The organism is Streptomyces sp. NPDC046349, from assembly GCF_055587885.1.
On the sequence record NZ_JBVJFK010000010.1, the window covers coordinates 174,209 to 190,998 of the forward strand.

Annotated in this window: 17 protein-coding genes; 10 read left to right on the forward strand and 7 right to left on the reverse strand. The window is 73.3% G+C overall.

The genetic code is table 11. The features are described 5' to 3' along the window. Positions 1 to 37: 37 nt before the first annotated feature. Positions 38 to 2,464: a GAF domain-containing SpoIIE family protein phosphatase gene (locus tag ACZ6JS_RS24130; protein WP_469300798.1), complete on the reverse strand. Its 2,427-nt coding sequence runs from the start codon at positions 2,462 to 2,464 to the stop codon at positions 38 to 40. 143 nt (positions 2,465 to 2,607) lie between these two features. On the opposite strand from ACZ6JS_RS24130, the gene ACZ6JS_RS24135 reads away from it, so the two are divergent. The 4 genes from ACZ6JS_RS24135 to ACZ6JS_RS24150 all read left to right on the forward strand — a co-directional run bounded on the left by ACZ6JS_RS24135 (position 2,608) and on the right by ACZ6JS_RS24150 (position 5,708). Continuing rightward, a complete protein-coding gene (locus ACZ6JS_RS24135; RefSeq protein ID WP_469300799.1) occupies positions 2,608 to 3,444 on the forward strand; it encodes a class II glutamine amidotransferase in 837 nt (278 codons plus the stop codon). Positions 3,445 to 3,689: 245 nt separating this feature from the next. Further along, positions 3,690 to 4,775, forward strand: coding sequence for a carboxylate-amine ligase (locus ACZ6JS_RS24140; RefSeq protein WP_469300801.1), 1,086 nt, complete (start codon positions 3,690 to 3,692; stop codon positions 4,773 to 4,775). An 89-nt stretch (positions 4,776 to 4,864) separates the two neighbouring features. After that, entirely contained in the window at positions 4,865 to 5,089 is a 225-nt protein-coding gene (locus ACZ6JS_RS24145) for a hypothetical protein (RefSeq protein WP_469300803.1), read from the forward strand. Between the two features lie 10 nt (positions 5,090 to 5,099). Further along, entirely contained in the window at positions 5,100 to 5,708 is a 609-nt protein-coding gene (locus ACZ6JS_RS24150) for a hypothetical protein (RefSeq protein ID WP_469300805.1), read from the forward strand. Positions 5,709 to 5,783: 75 nt separating this feature from the next. On the opposite strand, the gene ACZ6JS_RS24155 is transcribed toward ACZ6JS_RS24150, so the two are convergent. Beyond that, on the reverse strand, positions 5,784 to 6,890 hold the full coding sequence (locus ACZ6JS_RS24155) for an NAD-dependent epimerase/dehydratase family protein (RefSeq protein ID WP_469300806.1): 1,107 nt from the start codon (positions 6,888 to 6,890) through the stop codon (positions 5,784 to 5,786). A 209-nt stretch (positions 6,891 to 7,099) separates the two neighbouring features. Here ACZ6JS_RS24155 and ACZ6JS_RS24160 point away from each other — a divergent pair, with 209 nt between their 5' ends. From ACZ6JS_RS24160 to ACZ6JS_RS24170, 3 genes are all read left to right on the forward strand, one after another. Further along, positions 7,100 to 7,453, forward strand: coding sequence for a PRC-barrel domain-containing protein (locus tag ACZ6JS_RS24160; RefSeq protein ID WP_469300808.1), 354 nt, complete (start codon positions 7,100 to 7,102; stop codon positions 7,451 to 7,453). An 8-nt stretch (positions 7,454 to 7,461) separates the two neighbouring features. Next, complete coding sequence (locus ACZ6JS_RS24165) at positions 7,462 to 8,472, forward strand: glutathione S-transferase family protein (protein WP_469300809.1); 1,011 nt, start codon at positions 7,462 to 7,464, stop codon at positions 8,470 to 8,472. A 76-nt stretch (positions 8,473 to 8,548) separates the two neighbouring features. After that, entirely contained in the window at positions 8,549 to 9,595 is a 1,047-nt protein-coding gene (locus ACZ6JS_RS24170) for a LacI family DNA-binding transcriptional regulator (RefSeq protein WP_469300810.1), read from the forward strand. Positions 9,596 to 9,635: 40 nt separating this feature from the next. Here ACZ6JS_RS24170 and ACZ6JS_RS24175 read toward each other — a convergent pair whose 3' ends face one another. Next, positions 9,636 to 10,286 (reverse strand): DUF4360 domain-containing protein, encoded by a 651-nt coding sequence (locus tag ACZ6JS_RS24175; protein ID WP_469300811.1) that lies wholly within the window; start codon positions 10,284 to 10,286, stop codon positions 9,636 to 9,638. Positions 10,287 to 10,553: 267 nt separating this feature from the next. Between ACZ6JS_RS24175 and ACZ6JS_RS24180 the strand changes: the two genes are divergently transcribed. Further along, complete coding sequence (locus ACZ6JS_RS24180) at positions 10,554 to 12,359, forward strand: galactose oxidase-like domain-containing protein (protein ID WP_469300813.1); 1,806 nt, start codon at positions 10,554 to 10,556, stop codon at positions 12,357 to 12,359. Between the two features lie 342 nt (positions 12,360 to 12,701). Here the strand turns inward: ACZ6JS_RS24180 and ACZ6JS_RS24185 are convergent, their stop codons facing one another. From ACZ6JS_RS24185 to ACZ6JS_RS24195, 3 genes are read right to left on the reverse strand one after another with little or no spacing between them, the layout of a single operon-like run. Then, positions 12,702 to 13,277: a HutD/Ves family protein gene (locus ACZ6JS_RS24185; protein ID WP_469300814.1), complete on the reverse strand. Its 576-nt coding sequence runs from the start codon at positions 13,275 to 13,277 to the stop codon at positions 12,702 to 12,704. Next, positions 13,274 to 13,645, reverse strand: a complete 372-nt coding sequence (locus ACZ6JS_RS24190; protein ID WP_469300816.1) for a DUF4180 domain-containing protein — start codon at positions 13,643 to 13,645, stop codon at positions 13,274 to 13,276. The genes ACZ6JS_RS24185 and ACZ6JS_RS24190 overlap by 4 nt, the downstream gene beginning before the upstream one ends. Before the next feature lie 11 nt (positions 13,646 to 13,656). Next, complete coding sequence (locus ACZ6JS_RS24195) at positions 13,657 to 14,091, reverse strand: MarR family winged helix-turn-helix transcriptional regulator (protein ID WP_469300818.1); 435 nt, start codon at positions 14,089 to 14,091, stop codon at positions 13,657 to 13,659. A gap of 152 nt (positions 14,092 to 14,243) precedes the next feature. On the opposite strand from ACZ6JS_RS24195, the gene ACZ6JS_RS24200 reads away from it, so the two are divergent. Next, complete coding sequence (locus ACZ6JS_RS24200; RefSeq protein WP_469300819.1) at positions 14,244 to 15,758, forward strand: MFS transporter; 1,515 nt, start codon at positions 14,244 to 14,246, stop codon at positions 15,756 to 15,758. A gap of 80 nt (positions 15,759 to 15,838) precedes the next feature. Continuing rightward, on the forward strand, positions 15,839 to 16,357 hold the full coding sequence (locus tag ACZ6JS_RS24205; RefSeq protein ID WP_469300820.1) for a mycothiol transferase: 519 nt from the start codon (positions 15,839 to 15,841) through the stop codon (positions 16,355 to 16,357). A gap of 30 nt (positions 16,358 to 16,387) precedes the next feature. Here the strand turns inward: ACZ6JS_RS24205 and ACZ6JS_RS24210 are convergent, their stop codons facing one another. Next, positions 16,388 to 16,786, reverse strand: a complete 399-nt coding sequence (locus ACZ6JS_RS24210) for a hypothetical protein (protein ID WP_469300822.1) — start codon at positions 16,784 to 16,786, stop codon at positions 16,388 to 16,390. Positions 16,787 to 16,790 lie beyond the last annotated feature (4 nt).

Below are 16,790 nucleotides of genomic sequence, written 5' to 3' on the forward strand. Positions count from 1 at the left end.
CGTCCGAGCCGCCCCGACGTCCACGTCCCGGACGAGGTCACTCCTCGTCCGGGACGTGGACGTCCAGGACGCAGATGTCGTCCCGGTTGGCCAGGCGGCGCCCGGCCAGCGTGCGGGCGAGTTCCTCGTCGGTACCGCTCTCCAGGAGTGCGAGGGCGTCCTGAGCGAGCCGGTCGAGTCCGAGGTCGATGTCCTCGCCCGGTTCCTCCACGAGCCCGTCGGTGTAGAGCAGCAGCCGGTCGCCGGGCCGGAGGTCGACGACGGCCTGGCCGTAGACGGAGTCGCGGGCGGCGCCCAGCAGGCAGCCGTCGGGCTGCGGGAGGAACCGCGCACGGCCGGCGCGGAGCAGCAGCGGCGGCAGGTGTCCCGCCCGCGCCCAGGTCAGCCGCCGGTCCCAGGGCTGGTAGCGGCCGATGAACATCGTCGCGGTGGCGGACGGCTCCGAATCCGTGTGGAGCAGCAGGTTGTTGAGTCGGCGCAGGACGTCGATGAGGGCCGATCCGGTGATGGCCATGCCCTTGGCTGTGAACCTCAGCTGGGCCATGGTGCCGACGGCCGCGAGGCCGTGGCCGGCGACGTCCCCGACGACGAAGAGCGCGCTCCCGTCGGGGAGTTCGATGGCGCTGTACCAGTCGCCACCGGCGTTGACCCCGCTGTCGGCCGGTGTGCAGGCCACTCCGACGCGCAGGCCGGCGAGTTGCAGGGACTGTTCCGGGATCGGCAGCAGGGTCGCCTGCAGCCGGGCGGCGAGTGCGCGTTCCGCCTGGAGCATGCCGCGCTGGACGAGGACTGCGCGCTCGCTCTCGCGCAGCGCGCGCTCGGCGTCCCGCTGGGCGGTGACGTCTTGGAAGAACCCGTGGACCTCGACGGGGCTGCCGCCCGCGTCGGTCTGCGCCTCCACGACGATCCGCAGGTCCCGTGGGCCGTCGCGGGTGGTGATCCGGAAGGGCTGGTCCACGGCGTGTCCGAGTCTCAGCAGTCGCTGGAGGGCCGCGGCGAGGCCCGCCCGGTCCGCCGGCAGCACATGGCGGGGCAGTTCCTCGAGACCGATCGGTCCCAGGGCGGCCTCCCGGTCGAAGATGGCGTAGACCTGGTCGGACCATACGACCCGGTCCGTGGTCAGCTGCCAGCCGGCCCAGCCGAGGTTGCCCAGGCGCTGCATGTCGGCCAGCCTGCGGATCTCACGCTCGCTGGCGTCGTGCCGGATCCAGGAGACGACGAGGCGCTCCCCGAGGCGTGTGGCCCGGACGGAGTACACGGCCTCCTGTGGGAATCCGGCTCCCACTTCCTGGTATCTGAAGAGCTCTCCCTCGTACACCGCCCCCGTGGCGAGCGTGTCCTGGTATCCCTCCCACAGGGCGGTGCCCGCCACGGTGGGGTAGGTCTCCAGGACCCTGCGGCCGACGAGCTCCTTGCCCCGGCGGCCTGCCACGTCGACCGACTCCGGCGCCGCCGCGTCGATCCGGTAGTCCTCGATCTCCCCCGCCGCCGAGCGCAGGGGGGTGAGCAGGACCGCGGGCCCGGACAGCACGTCCAGGATCCGCTGGACCTGCTCCACGTCGTCGGGGGCGACGGCGCGCTCGGCCCCGCCGTCGGGGCCGCCGAAGGCGCGCAGCAGCGCGCCGCACAGCCGCACGGACTGGCGCAGCAGCCTCCGTGTGTCGGTGTCGAAGGGGCCGGGCCGCGTGCGCAGGAACCCCACGGCGGCCCTGGCGATTCCGTCGGAGGGTACGGGGATCCAGGCGCGGGAGGGCCACCGCTCGGGCGGGTTGCCGATCAGCAGGTAGCGGCGTGCGTCCTGCACCGGGTCCTCGAGCCACACCGGGTGCCGCGCTGCGATGGCCTCGAGGGCGGCGACGCCGCTGAGCGGCGGAACGTGGCTCCACTGCTCGGCCAGCTCACGGTCGATGCCGGCGTGCCCGGTCAGCTCCAGGCTGCCCGCGGCCGTCACCGCGTAGATCATCACGGCGTCCACGCCGACCGCCTCCGCGAGCACGGACCGCAGCAGCTCCGCGATGTCCCCCTCGTCCCCCGCCTCGGCCAGGCGCTCCGCGATCCGGGCCGGCAGCGAGCGCAGCGCGTCCTCCTCCGGCGGGCCGTGGCAGCCGCTCCCGGAGCGGGGGACCGGCTCGGGCCGGGTCTCCCGGGCCGGGGCGGGCGGCGGGGGCGCCTCGCCCAGGGGGGCGGGGGGCCGGCCGGGGCGGACCTGGCCCAGAGCGAGCCAGCACTCCTCCATGAGGGTGCTGCCCCGTTGGGCCGCGCGCTCGAGCAGCCTCTCATAAGCCGTGTCGGCGGAGGCGCCTTCCCGGGCCATCACGACGCCCTTGGCGCGCTCCAGCACGGCCGTGGCCGCGGCGACGCCCTCCAGGTCCGCGATCTCCGATCGCAGCCTGGCCACCACCTTGGCCAACGCGAGCACCTCGGGAGAGGCGCCCTCGTCGGGAGGCACGACGTCGGACGTCATGTCTTGAGGATGGCACGGCGCCGCCGGTGTCCGCGTCCGGCTGCCCGGCGGGGCCCTGCGGGCGCCCGGCGCGCCCGCGCCCCGCGGGAAGGGCGCCGCCCGCAGAGTTACCCTCGGAGCAAGCCGCGAAAGGGATGGTGCGCATGTGTCGGTGGCTCGCCTACTCGGGTACGCCCGTCCTGCTCGACACCGTGCTCTACCGCCCCGAGCACTCGCTGATCAACCAGAGCCTGAAGTCCCGGCTGGGGGTGGAGTCGACCAACGGCGACGGGTTCGGGCTCGGCTGGTACAGCGCCGACGGCAACGGCACGCCCGCGGTCTTCCGCGACATCGGCCCCGCCTGGAACAACCGCAACCTCCAGGAGCTGGCCGCCCACGTCCGCTCGCCGCTGTTCTTCGCGCACGTCCGGGCCTCGACCGGCTCGGCGATCCAGCAGACGAACTGCCATCCCTTCCGGCACGGCCGCTGGCTGTGGATGCACAACGGGGCGATCGGAGACTTCCACCGGCTCCAGCGCGATCTGTGCATGGCCGTCGACCCGGCCCTGTTCTCGTGCATCGAGGGGTCCACCGACTCTGAGGTGATGTTCTACCTCGCGGTGACCTACGGCCTCGACCAGGACCCCCCGGGCGCGGTGGCGAGGATGGCCGGGCTCGTGGAACGGCTCGGAAAGGAGCACGGCGTGGCGGAACCGCTCCAGATGACGGTGGCGGTGAGCGACGGCGAGCGCGTGTGGGCGTTCCGGTACTCCAGCCAGGGCAAGTCGCGCTCCCTGTACTACAGCAGCAGGGCCGACACGGTCCGGCACCTCTACCCGGAGATCGACTACCTCAGGGAGGTGTCGGACGAGACGCGCATCGTGGTCTCCGAACCGCTGGGAGACCTGCCGGGAGTGTGGAACGAGCTCCCCGAGAGCAGCTACGCGGTCGTTCCGTCCGGTCCGGACGTGGACTACCTGCCTTTCATTCCGGAACTCTAGCCACGGCCGTTGCCCCGAATGAGGGGTGGTCCGGCGGGTAGGTGAAGCACTGAGGAGGGCCTGGAAGGACCGCACCACCGCCTCGGCCGAGCCGGTTCCCCACCGGTGGCCGGGCGGCGCCCACCCTCACGAGAGGACCCCCGATGTCACTGGCCGTGTCCACGTCGGCGTCCCGTCACGGGAGCCGGTCGCTTGCGCCCGTCGGACCGGGAAGCAGCGGTTCCGCCGCGGCCACCGTTGCGACCATGGGCGTGGAGGAGGAGTTTCTGCTCGTCGACCGCCGCAGCAGGGCCCCGGTGGGGCGCGCGGCAGGGGTCGTAGAGGCCGCTTCGGGCAGACTGGGACCGCTGGTCCAGCGGGAGTTCTACACCGCGCAGGTCGAGTCGTGCACGAGTCCCACGTCCAGCACGGCGGTACTGCGGGCCGAGCTGGCCTGGCTGCGGGCCGAGCTGGTCAGGGCCGCGCAGGCGCAGGATTGCCTGCTCGTCGCCACCGGCACGCCGGTGATCCCGCCCGAGCAGCCGCTGGCCATCACACCTGACGAGCGCTACCGGCGGATGGCGGTCCGTTTCGCCTCGGCCGTAGGGGGCCACGACCAGCCTGTGTGCGGATGCCATGTCCACATCGGCGTGTCCTCCCGGGCGCAGGCGCTGGACCTGGCCAACCGGCTCAGGCCCTGGCTGCCCACCCTGCAGGCCCTGAGCGCGAACTCGCCGTTCGACCGGGGCAGGGACACCGGATATGCCAGCTGGCGTGCGGTCGAACACGCCCGGTGGCCCACGGTGGGGCCCGCTCCCTTCCTGGACGAGGCATCGTACGAGCGCATCGCCCACGATCTGGTGCAGTGCGGGGCCCTGCTGGACCGGCGGATGATCTACTGGTACGCCCGCCCCTCCGAGCACGTGCCGACGCTGGAGATCCGCGTCGCCGACGTGAACGCCCGCCTCGACACCGTCGTCCTGCTCGCGGCGCTCGTCCGCGGGCTCGCGGGGGTGCTGCTGCCGGAGCGCGACGAGGGGAGGCCGCCGCCGTTCCTGGAGTGCGGGCGCCTGCGGGAGGCCCACCGGCTCGCCGCCCTGCACGGGCTGAGCGGTGACGGCCTCGATCCGGTCGGCGGGGCCCGCGTGCCGGTGTGGCACATGCTGGACCGGATGCGCGAACGGGCCGCTCCCGGGCTCGCCGCCGCCGGCGACCTGCACCTGGTGGACACCCTGCTCGACCGGCTGCGCGCGGAGGGCGGGGGTGCGGCCCGTCAGCGTGCCGCCCACGGCCGGCGCGGAAGGCTGGCCGACGTGGTCGACGGGCTGGCGGCGGCGACGGCGGCCGGCTGAGCGCAGGGCCGTGGAACAAGAGGGTTTCCCGTCCCCCCGGCCGGGCACGCGCCGGGCGAGGGGGCTCGGTGGACACGAGAGGAGCTGTCATGGACGACCAGGGCGGCGCAGGCGGAGTACCGCTGCACCACGGCGACGAAGACCGGGACCGCGCACCGCACGTCCGGAAGCCGGGCAAGGACGACGGGACCACGCGGGCCGCGGACACGGACGAGGCGAGCCGCCTCGACCGGCCGGTGGAATCCGGCGGCTCCGGCACCCGCTGGACGGGGCCGGACGAGGAGCGGCCAGACACGCGCCGGCGCTCCCCCTGAGGAGGCCGCAGTGAACCAGAGCCACAGGCCTCCGACGGGCCGCGCCCCCACCTTCCTTGCCATCTACCTCAACGACCATCTCACCGGCGCGAACGGCGGCGTCGAGATGCTCCGCCGCGCCGCCGGGGCCCACCGGGGCGGCACGCTCGGCGCCTCCCTGGGGTCACTGGCCGAGCAGGTGGCGGCGGACCGGGAGAGCCTGCGCACCCTGATGGCCGATCTGGACGTTCCCGTGATGCGGACGAGGGCCGCCCTCGGCCGGCTCGCCGAGAGGGTGGGCAGACTCAAACTCAACGGGCGCGTCCTGTCGCGCTCCCCGCTCAGTGACGTCCTTGAACTGGAGGCGATGCGCCTCGGCGTGGAGGGCAAGGCGGCCTGCTGGCGTTCGCTGCGCAGCCTGGCCCGCACCGACCCGCGGATCGACACCGCGCTGATCGAGGAACTCCTCCGGAGGGCCGAGCAGCAGATCCGCGCCCTGGAGGCGCTGCGCAGCGCCTGCGCGTCACAGCTCTTCGCCCGGGAGGCCCGCGGCCGGGCCGCCACACCGCACGCCGCGGACGCCGTACGGCGCCGGGGCCTGCGCGGCTTGCACGGCTTGCCCGGGCGGAGCCGGACCTGACCGGCAGCGGCACCGGCAGGCCCGACCGGCGCCGACGGATCCGGACCGGCACCGCCGCATGGCGCCGGCGGGGTTTCAGACCCGGCCGCCGGACCTCTGGGAGTGCCGGGCGGGCTTGGCGTCCGGGGCGAGCGGGGCGGTGTCCATGCCCGCTCCCGAACGGAGGCCGTCGAGGAACTCCTCGACGGCCTCCGCCGAGGTGTGCAGGGGCTCCCAGGACAGCTCCCGGCGCGCCCGCGAGGAGTCCATCAGCGGCAGCCGCAGTACGGCGTCGAACAGGTCCGGTGAGGCCGGCACCAGGTGCAGCCGCCACGCCGCGGCGAGGGCGGCCCGGACGGGCGCCGTCGGCATGGGCAAACTCCGGGCGTCGAGGATCCGGGAGAGGACCTCCGCGTCCAGGGGCGGGTCGGCCGCCAGGTTGAAGGGCCCGCGAACCGGCAGAACGGCCGCGGCGCGATAGGCGGCGGCCGCGTCGTCGGTGTGCAGGGCCTGGAACCGCAGCCCCGCCAGATCCGGAACGGCGGGCAGGAGCTCGGGCCGCAGGAACCGGCTCGGGAGCAGCCTGCCCGCGAAGATGCGGCGCTGTTCGGAGGCGGACTGCCGTTTGAACAGGAAGCCGGGCCGCATCCGCACGACCCGGATGTCCGGGTGGGTGCGTTCGTAGGCGTCGAGGACGCGTTCGAGGTAGGCCTTCTCCCGGGTGTAGGCGGCCTGGGGCCAGCCGTGGGTGGGCCAGGACTCGTCGACGGCTCGGTCCTTCGGTCCGGGTGAGTAAGCGCCGACGGACGATGCGTGCACGAGGGCGGGAACACCGGCGGCGGCCACGGCGTCGAAGACGCGGATGCTGCCGAGGACGTTGGTGCGCCAGGTCTCCGCCGGGTGGTGGGTGGGCTGGAACTTCCATGCGAGGTGGACGACGGCGTCGGCGCCGGTGAAGAGCGGGGTCAGGTCCGCACCGCCCGGCTGCACGTCCACAGCCTGCCAGCGGGTCTTCGGCGGCGTCCACCGGGGAAGCCTGCGGGCCAGACCGAGGACGGAGCGGACGGAAGGGTCTTCGGCGAGGGCGAGGACCACGCTGGTCCCGACGTTCCCCGTGGCCCCGACGACCACGACGCGGATGCCCTCACCTCGCCGCTCGGCCGTGTGTTCGACGTCGTTCTCCGCCGGTGCGTGCCGCGTCATCGTGTCGGCTCCTCTCCGGGAGGGCGCTGGGGGTGTGGAGCGCCTACCCGTGCCGTCGCGGCGCATGCGCGCGCGGCAGTGCGATCGCTCCTGCGTCCTGGGCGTGAGCCGGCCATATGTGGGGAGGCGTCTGGGTGCGGGCACCCCCCTCCGGCTGCCGGAGGGGGTACAGGTGCCGGCAGACGTACGGGCACAGGAGGGTGAGAGCCGTGAGCGAGAAGGACATCTGGGGATACCGCGACGACGCCGGCCACCACAGCGGCATCGATCTCGTCGGCTACAGGGTCGAGGCGACCGACGGCCACATCGGAAAGGTCGACAGGCACTCCGCCGACTTCCAGGCCTCCCACATCGTCGTCGACACCGGCGTCTGGATCTTCGGCAAGCACGTCCTCCTGCCGGCCGGCGTCGTCGAGCGCATCGACGCGTCCGAGGAGAAGGTCTACCTCAACCTGACCAAGGAGCAGATCAAGAACGCGCCGGACTACGACGAGGCCAAGTACGCGGGGGAGCCGAACTTCATGGACCGGTTCGGCCACTACTACGGCCAGTCCCACATGTAGGGGCGCAGATGCGCTACGTGAACCCAGGCAGCGAGTACGCGCGGGACAGCCGGTACCTCACCACGCGGATCACCGCCGACGGACGCGACGGCTTCCCGGTGGAGCCCGGCCGCTACCGGCTGGTGGTGGCCCGGGCCTGCCCGTGGGCGAGCCGGGCCGTCATCGTACGGCGGCTCCTCGGGCTGGAGGAGGCGCTGCCGATGGCCGTGGCGGGCCCGACGCACGACGACCGCAGCTGGACCTTCGACCTGGACCCGGGCGGCCGCGACCCCGTGCTCGGCATCGAGCGGCTCCAGGAGGCCTACCTCGCCCGCGACCCCGGCTACGACCGGGGCATCACGGTGCCCGCCATCGTCGACGTGCCGACCGGCCGGGTCGTCACCAACGACTTCGCGCAGATCACGCTCGACCTGTCCCTGGAGTGGTCGGCGTACCACCGCGAGGGAGCCCCCGACCTCTACCCGCGGGCGCTCCGCCCGGAGATCGACGCCGTGAACGAGGTGGTCTACGAGGAGGTGAACAACGGTGTCTACCGGGCCGGTTTCGCCGGGTCCCAGGAGGCCTACGCGTCCGCGTACGAGAGGCTGTTCGCCCGCCTGGACCTGCTCGCCCGGCGCCTCGGGGAGTCCCGGTACCTGGTGGGCGACACCATCACCGAGGCGGACGTCCGGCTGTTCACCACCCTGGTGCGCTTCGACGCCGTCTACCACGGCCACTTCAAGTGCAACCGGCGGAAGCTGTCCGAGACGCCGGTCCTGTGGGCCTACGCGCGGGACCTCTTCCAGACCCCCGGGTTCGGCGACACGGTCGACTTCGAGCACATCAAGCGGCACTACTACCTGGTCCACGACGACATCAACCCGACCGGGATCGTGCCGGCCGGCCCGGACCTGACCGGCTGGCTCGCTCCCCACGGCCGGGAGGCTCTCGGAGGCCGCCCGTTCGGCGACGGCACCCCGCCCGCGCCCGTCCGCGCCGGGGAGGCCGTACCGCCGGATCACACCCCTCTCCCCTCCTGACCTCACACCCTGCGTTGATCACCCGTTACCCTTCTGTTCGGCGAGGCCACCGCCTGTGGACCATGGAGGAAATCACGTGCCCGAACCGCGCTCCGGCAGCCGTCCCACCCTGGAGGCCGTCGCGGCGCTCGCGGGCGTGTCGAGGGCCACGGTCTCCCGTGTGGTCAACGGCGGCGACGGGGTCCGCCCGCATCTGGCGGACCGGGTGCAGACGGCGATCCAGGAACTGGGCTACATCCCGAACCACGCGGCGCGCACGCTGGTCACCCGGCGCACCGGCGCGGTCGCGGTGATCATCCCCGAGCCCGAGGCGCGGATCTTCTCGGATCCCTTCTTCTCCCGTCAGATACGCGGCATCAGCAAGGAGTTGACCGCACACGACACCCAGCTGGTACTGCTGCTGGTGGAGGACCTCTGCGACTACGACCGCATCGAGCGGTACCTGGCCGGCGGCCACGTTGACGGGGCGCTCGCCTTCTCCCTGCACACCGACGATCCGCTGCCCGCCATCGCCAGCCGCATCGGCATGCCCATGGTCTACGGCGGCCGCCCCGGCTGGACCGCCGGCCCCGGCGGGGACGACGGGGTGACGTACGTCGACGCCGACAACCGCGGGGGCGCCCGCGATGCCGTACGGCACCTGCTGGCGCAGGGACGGCGGAGGATCGCGCACATCTGCGGCCCGCTCGACCAGACGTCGGCGGCCGACCGGCTGAGCGGCTACCGCGACGTGCTCCCGGACGCAGGGGCCGAGCTGGTCGCCGTGGGGGACTTCACCGTCGCGGGCGGGGCCCGCGCGATGGCCGAACTGCTGGACCGGGACCCTTCGATCGACGCGGTGTTCGCCGGCAACGACCTGATGGCGACGGGTGCGCTGCGGGTGCTGCGGGAGCACGGGCGGGCGGTTCCCGCGGAGGTCGCGGTGGTGGGCTTCGACGACGCCGAGCCGGTGGCGGAGAGCGCCGACCCGCCGCTGACGACCGTGCGTCAGGACATCGAGGGCATGGGCCGGATGATGGCGGGGCTGCTGATGGAGCGGCTGGGCGACGGCCGCGAGGGCGGCCGGACCGCCCAGGGGCCGGTGATAACCGAGACGGCTCTGGTGCAGCGGGCGTCGGGCTGACGCGGGGCCCGCGCGACGACGGGCCCCGGCTCCTGCCCGGTCAGCGCCGGGCGCACTGCTTCCAGGAGAAGTGGTAGACGCTGTTGATGCTGCCGTCCGTCGAGTCCAGGGCCATGAAGCTGGTCTTCGACGGGTCGGAGGTGCCCACTTCCGCCCGCAGTTCGGTGTTGATGTTGAAGTTGCGCTGCTCGCCGCAGGGCGACCAGGCGAGGGCCTCGATGCCCGTGGTGTCGGTGGCCTGCCAGTTGTCGTCGAGCGCGCCGTCGAACCGGTGGGTGCGGTAGGCGGTCTGGCTCATGCCCTGGAAGTAGTAGCTGGCCTTCTGTGTGCCGATCGCGCCCGGCTGGAGGCTTCCGAAGCCCCGGTAGTCGACCTTGGCGATGGCGTAGGTGTAACCCTGGGGGACGTGCACGACGAGGGACAGGAGGCAGTTCTTGCGGCCCTCGACGGCGGGGGCGCCGCCGCCGGCCTGGGCCACGTACTCGCTGTAGGTGACGGTGAAGGCCGAGTTGTCGGGCGACACGGCGACGGTGGCGCTGCCGGGACGGCAGCCCGATCCGTTGACCGTGGCGACGTCCACGGTCACCTGGTCGAGGGGGGCCGAGGCGGAGGCCCCCGCGGAGGGGCTGAGCGTGAGGAGCGTTGCGGTCACGGCGGCTGCGGTGAATCCGGTACGGAGCGACTTGATCACACCGACATGGATAGCGGTCCGCGAGGGGCGGGGCCGGTCGGCTGGTACGCGGTCTCACCTTGACGGCCGAAACGATTCACCGCAGAAACGATAAACCGCCTCATATCGACCGCCGAACGGCCCCAACCGGCCTGCGAGGAGCACCCCCCTCGCGCCGGGTTGCGGCCATCGGGCATGCGGTTCGTCCTAATATCGCCGGGATCCTTCAGGCCAACAGCGGGTTCCGGAGCCGTCCTCGGCCCCGCGCCTCCTGCGGTGAGGAGTCCGATGCCCCGCACACCACGGTCCGCCGTCCTGGCGGTGCTGGCCCTCGCCGCCGCCCTGGCCGTCCCGGCGGCCGGACCGCCCGCACCGGCCCGGGCCGCGGTCCACCACGCCGGCGACGAGGCCGCCGTCCTCGGCGAGGAGCATGCACGCGCCCACGCGAGGCTGCGTCAGGCCGCCAAGGGCACCCAGGGGTATCCGCAGTCGAAGCGGACCGCGAGCCTGGCCTCGCTGGCGCATTCCCAGCGCAAGGCCAATGCCGGTTTCGACGCGGCCCGGTTCGGCCGCTTCACGCAGTACTTCCCCTCCCCCGACTTCGGCGTGCACGTGGCCCTGCTGCCCACGGGCAAGGTGCTGCTGTTCTCCTTCGAACGCGTGGAGGCCGACCCCACGAAGGAGACCGGGCCGACGAACACCGTCGGCCGCACCAACGCGGGCCGCGCATGGCTCTGGGACCCCGCCAGGGGGACCGGGGCCAGGGCCTTCCGGAACGTACCGCCGCCGGTGGTCCTGATGCCCGACGGCACCTACTCCCCCCGCCCGGCGCCGTTCTTCTGCGCCGGGCACTCCTACCTGCCCAACGGGATGGTCGGGGTCTTCGGCGGCAACGTCGGAGGCAAGGGCGGCAGCGGCGCCAGGCTGTCCTTCGTCTTCGACCCGTGGACCGAGAAGTGGTTCCGCAACCGCGACATGGCCGTCGGCCGCTGGTACCCGTCCGTCGTGACCGGGGCGGACGGCCGGCAGATCATCATGTCCGGCCAGTCCGAGCGCGGCACGGGCACCCCCACCCCGGTGGTGGAGCGCTTCCCTGCACGGGGGCACCGCGTGCCCTGGCGGCCGTACGACATCCCGGCCGGCGTCCCCGCCGAGCGGCTCCGCTCGGACGCCCCCTTCCGCAACGACTACCCGCACCTCTTCTCGCTGCGCGACGGGATGGTCTACGGCCTCGGCCGGGACGCCGACCAGCAGTGGATCTTCGACCCGGTCAAGGACGTACGCGGCGACCTGCCCCGGCGGCCCGCCGACTTCCGGGGCTACGGATCGGCGGTGCCGCTGCCGGCCGGCTTCCGGGGGCCGGACTCCGTCCTGGTTCTCGGCGGCGACCCGCGCGACCCGCACACCTACCGGCTGGCCGGCGGACGCTGGACGACCGAGGAGCCCAGGGCCTTCGGCCGCACCCAGGACGGCACCCTGATCCTGCCGGACGGCACCCTGCTCACCGTGAACGGGGCCCTGGACACCCGGGACTACGGCCACGGCCCGTTCAATCCGACGGCCGATCCCAAGTACCGGCACATCGAGGTGCGCGACGCGCGCGGCCGCTGGAAGCTGGGACCGGCCCAGCGGCTGCCCCGCGGCTACCACTCCAACGCCCTGATCCTGCCGGACGGGCGGATGATGGTCACCGGTGACGAGCTCCAGCAGATCGCGAACGATCCCGACATCAAGGACGGGATGGACGGGAGCATCGAGCTCTACGAGCCCGCCTATCTGCACCGGGGCGCCCGGCCGGCCCTCGACCGCGTTCCGGTGGGCGACCTCCGCTACGACACGGTCTTCCGGGTGTCCAGCTCGACGGCGAAGCACGTCAAGCGCGCGGTCCTGCTGGCCCCCACGACGGTCACCCACTCGGTGAACACCAGTCAGCGCCACCTCGACCTGCGGCTCACGGGTGTCCAGGGCGACCGGATCGGGCTGCGGACCCCGCCGGGCGCGGCCGACGCCCCGCCCGGCTACTACATGCTCTTCCTGCTCGACGCGAAAGGCGTTCCCAGCACGGCGAAATGGATCAAGCTCGGCGCCCGCTGACGCCCGCCCGGCCGATGCGCGGAGGCGGGCCCGGGGCGTGTCCGCGCAGCACCCTGTCCCGCGGCCTCGAGGGTGCCGGCGTCACGGCACTGCACGCAGGAACCGGCGTGGCCGGTGGCCTTGCCGGGCGGCGCGGCGGCCGCCCGCATCCAGGCCGAGGGGAAGGCCTTCGGCAGCGGCTCGAGCGCGTCCACCCTCCCCGGGCCCGGACCACTGCGGCCTCGACTGCAACCACGACGCCGTCATCGGCAAGGTCACGTGGCGCGGAGAGTGCCAGGGCCTGCGTGACGCGCAGGCAACCCAGTCGCGGGGAAACAGCGGGCGCGGGCGACCGGACACGACCTACCGCAGGCGGACCACCGCCGCGCGGCCTTCGGTCCGCAGGCGTCCGGTGAACGCACCCCGCGCGAGGGCCGCGTCGTACGGGCCCAGGGCGTGGCCCGGTCCCCACGCGGCCTCGAGCGCCGCCGGGCCGTCCAGGGCGACCACCAGCAGGGTCTCGCCGGGTTCGGCGGCGAGGGTGAGCCTGCCCCGTACGACTGCGGTCTCGGCCGTCGCCGCACCGCGGCGGTACATCACGTTGAAGTTCACGACGGGGCCGGAGACGAGCCTGCAGTCGGTCGGCTCGTCCCCCGCGAAGTCCTGCGGGGCGAAGCGTTCGGCCACGAGCCGGTGCACGCCTCCCACCACGAGGTCCATGCCCGCACCCTCGGCGAGTGTGAGGGTGCGGTCGATCCCGGGGAAGGCCGAGAAGGGGCCGTCCGCGGCCACCTCGGCCAGACTCGCCCGCCACCGGAACGACTCCATGTCGGCGTCCGCCGGCCAGGCGGCGATCTCCCGGGTGACTCCCCCGCCGTTCTTCCACACCGTGGCGGGGCGGTCGGCCGCACGCAGGATCCGGACGTCGCCGCCGTTCACGCCCCGGCCCCGGTCAGCCGGTCGCGCAGCTCGTCGATGTCGGCGACGAACCACGTCTGGCGGCCCCGGTTGCACTCGCGGACGAAGTCGCGCAGCGCCGTGCCGGCCTCCATGTGGCGGGAGATGTCGCCGAGGACGACGACGCCCACCCGGTACTGGACGAACTTCTGGATGATCTCGCCGGCGACCCGGGTGCTCAGCCGGAAGAACGCCTCGTCGAAGCGCTCGACGGGGATGACCGCCCACTCGGCGCCCTGGTAGGAGGCGTTTCCGATGCAGTCCAGGGCCTCGCGTTCACCCGCGATGGTCTCGCCCTCGGTGCCGCACATCAGGACGGGCACGTCGTTGATCCGCTGAAGGGTGTCCACGGGGGTCGAGACTAGCCCTTCTCCATCGACGGCCGCAGGCGGGCCAGCAGGGCGTGGAGCGTCGCGCTCTCGGCGTCGTCGAGGCTGTCGAGCGCGCCGTGCGCCGCCTGCATCTCCTCCCGCACCCGGCGGATGACCTCCCGGCCCGCCTCCGTGGCGACCACGTTCTTGACGCGGCGGTCGGCGGGGGACGGTTCCCGGCGCACCAGCTCGCGGGCCTCGAGGCGGTCCACGATGCCGGTCACGTTGGACGCGTCACAGACCAGCAGGGCGGCGAGGCCGCGCATGGGCACCGGCCCGTCCAGCTGGGCGAGGACGCGCGCCTGGGTGGGGGTGAGGCCGTGCTGCGCCGCGGCCGCGGCGAACTCGCGCCACTGGGCGGTGCCGATGGCGGCGAGCAGCTCCAGCAGCTCGACCTTCGTGGGGTGGGTCGCGGTCTCGCTCATGCCTCGAGCCTACTCAGGATGCTTCACATTATCAATTGTTTACTTGACTACCTGAAATATCGACCTCTACCTTCGATCGAGTTACTTGATGACATCAAACATCTGGGTTCCGAAGCTTCTCAGCTCCGAAACACGAAGAAGGTCCCCCAGCCATGAGCACCCCATCCGCCGCCGCGCCTGCCTCCGGGCGGCGCAACGAGACGGTCGTCGTCTTCGCCCTGAGCCTCGCCGCCATGGTCGTGTCGATGATGCAGACCCTGCCGGTCCCCATCCTCGGCCTGATCCGCGACGATCTCGGCACCTCGACCGCGAACGCGAGCTGGGTGACCACCGCCACCCTGCTGTCGGCGGCGGTCTTCACGCCGCTCCTCGGCCGGTTCGGCGACCAGCACGGCAAGAAGCCCACCCTGGTGGCCGTCCTCGGCGTGATGGTCGCCGGCTCCGTCCTGACGGCGCTGGCGTCCTCGCTCCCGCTGCTGATCCTCGGCCGCGTCCTCCAGGGCGCCGCCACCGCGATCTTCCCGCTCGCGCTGTCGGTGCTGCGCGAAGAGGTCAGCCCGCAGCGGCTGCCCGGCGCGATGGCTCTGGTCAGCGGCACGCTCGCGTTCGGCAGCGGCCTCGCGCTCGCGGCCACCGGCCTGCTGACCTCGGGACCCGACGCGGACTACCGCAACGCCTTCTGGATGGCCACCGGCCTCGCGGCCCTCGCCCTGCTCGCCGTGGTCCTCCTGGTCCCCGCCACCCGAACCAGGACGGGCGGGCGCACCGACGTCCTCGGCGCCCTGACCCTCGGTGCCGCGCTGCTGCTGCTCCTGCTGGCGATCTCACAGGGCCACGAGTGGGGCTGGACCTCCGGGCGTACGCTGGGCGGCTTCGCCGGCGCCGCCGTGATGGCCGCCGTGTGGGTGGCGACCGAGCTCAAGGTCCGCGAGCCCCTGGTCGACATGCGGATGTTCGTGCACCGCCCGGTGCTCATGGCCAACCTGTCCGGCCTCCTCGTCGGCTTCGGCATGTTCGCGAGCTTCCTCGGCGTCTCGTACCTCGTGCAGATGCCCGAGGCGCTCACCGGCTACGGCTTCGACGCGTCGATCCTGCGCGCCTCCGTGCAGTTCCTGCTGCCCAGCGCGATCGTCTCACTGCTGGCCTCGCCCATCGGCGGCCGGATCGTGCGCCACCGCGGTCCGCGCGCGGCACTGGGCATGGCCGCCGTGCTGGGCGCGGCCGGTTTCGCCTGGCTCGCGGTGGACCACAGCCACGCCTTCTCGGTGATCGGCTCCGGCCTGGTCGTCGGGGCGGCCGTCAGCTTCGGCTACGCCGCCATGCCCGCCGTGATCATGTCCAGCGTCCCGCCGCACCAGAGCGGCATCGCCAATGGCATCAACTCGATCTCCCGCTCGACGGGCAGCGCGATCGGCAGTGCCGTGGTCACCACGATCCTGGCCTCCAGGACCATCGAGCACCTGCCCGCGGGGGTGCCCCCGCTGCCCGCCGAGTCCGGGTTCACCCTCACCTTCGGGATCGGGGCCGCGGCCTTCGCCCTGGTCGGGCTGATCGGCCGGCTCGGCCTGCGCGGTGGGCACAAACCCGCCGCGGCGGCCCCCGGGCGGCCCGCCGCGGCCGAACCGGCTCGGACCGCGGAGCCCGAGAAGGCCCACGCCGTCGGGTGAGCCCGTGTCCGCAGGCCCGGCGGCCCGCCCCGCGTGTCGTTCGCGCCGGCGGGGCCACCGGGCCTTGCATGGTGGGGGGCATGAAGGCTACGGACGTCATCGCGGACGGGTTCGGTCGGATCCGGGAGGTCGTGTACGAGGCCGCGGACGGAGTCCCGGCGCACCTGCTGAACACCCGCGTCGACCCGGCCGCGAACTCGATCACCTGGCTGGTCTGGCACCTCACCCGGATCCAGGACGACCACATCGCCGCCGCGGCGGGTCTGGAGCAGGTGTGGCAGGCCGGCGGCTGGGCGGACCGGTTCGCCCTGCCGCTGCCGGCCACGTCCACGGGCTACGGCCATTCCGCACGCCAGGTCGGCACGGTCCGGGTGGACTCGGGCGACCTGCTCCTGGGCTACTTTGACGCGGTGCACGAGCAGACCCTGGCCTTCGTCCGGGGCCTCGCTGCCGCCGACCTGGACCGGGTGGTCGACGAGCGCTGGGACCCGCCCGTCACCCTGGGGGTGCGACTGGTCAGCGTGCTCGCCGACGACCTCCAGCACGCCGGCCAGGCCGCCTTCGTACGCGGCGTGCTGGAGCGCGGCCGGGACGCCTGACCCGGCCGCGGGTCCGATGCCTCCGGCATCTCAGAACGGATCGACCGCCGTGCGGCCCGTCGAGGCCGCGCAGACGTCCCGACGGTCCCCGCTGCGGCGCAGTTCCAGGAGCACCGCCACCGGCTCGCCGCCACCGGCCGGGACGAGGTCCACATCGACGGCGGCGCTGTCGCCGCTCGCGGTGGACGACACGATGCGGTGCCCGAAGCCGGGTGTGATGCCCCTCAGGGCGTCCGCGGGATTCGGGGCGCCGCCGGGACACCCGCTTCCCGGTCCGGCGGCCGGTGCGGGTCCGCCGCCGCCGACGGCTTCGAGGTACCCGTCCACCGTCCGGTGCAGCGGGCTGCGCCTCACGACACCGGTACCGGTGAACACGACCGCCATGACGATCGCTGCCCCGAGCAGCGGCAGCCCCACCGCGAGGGCCACCAGC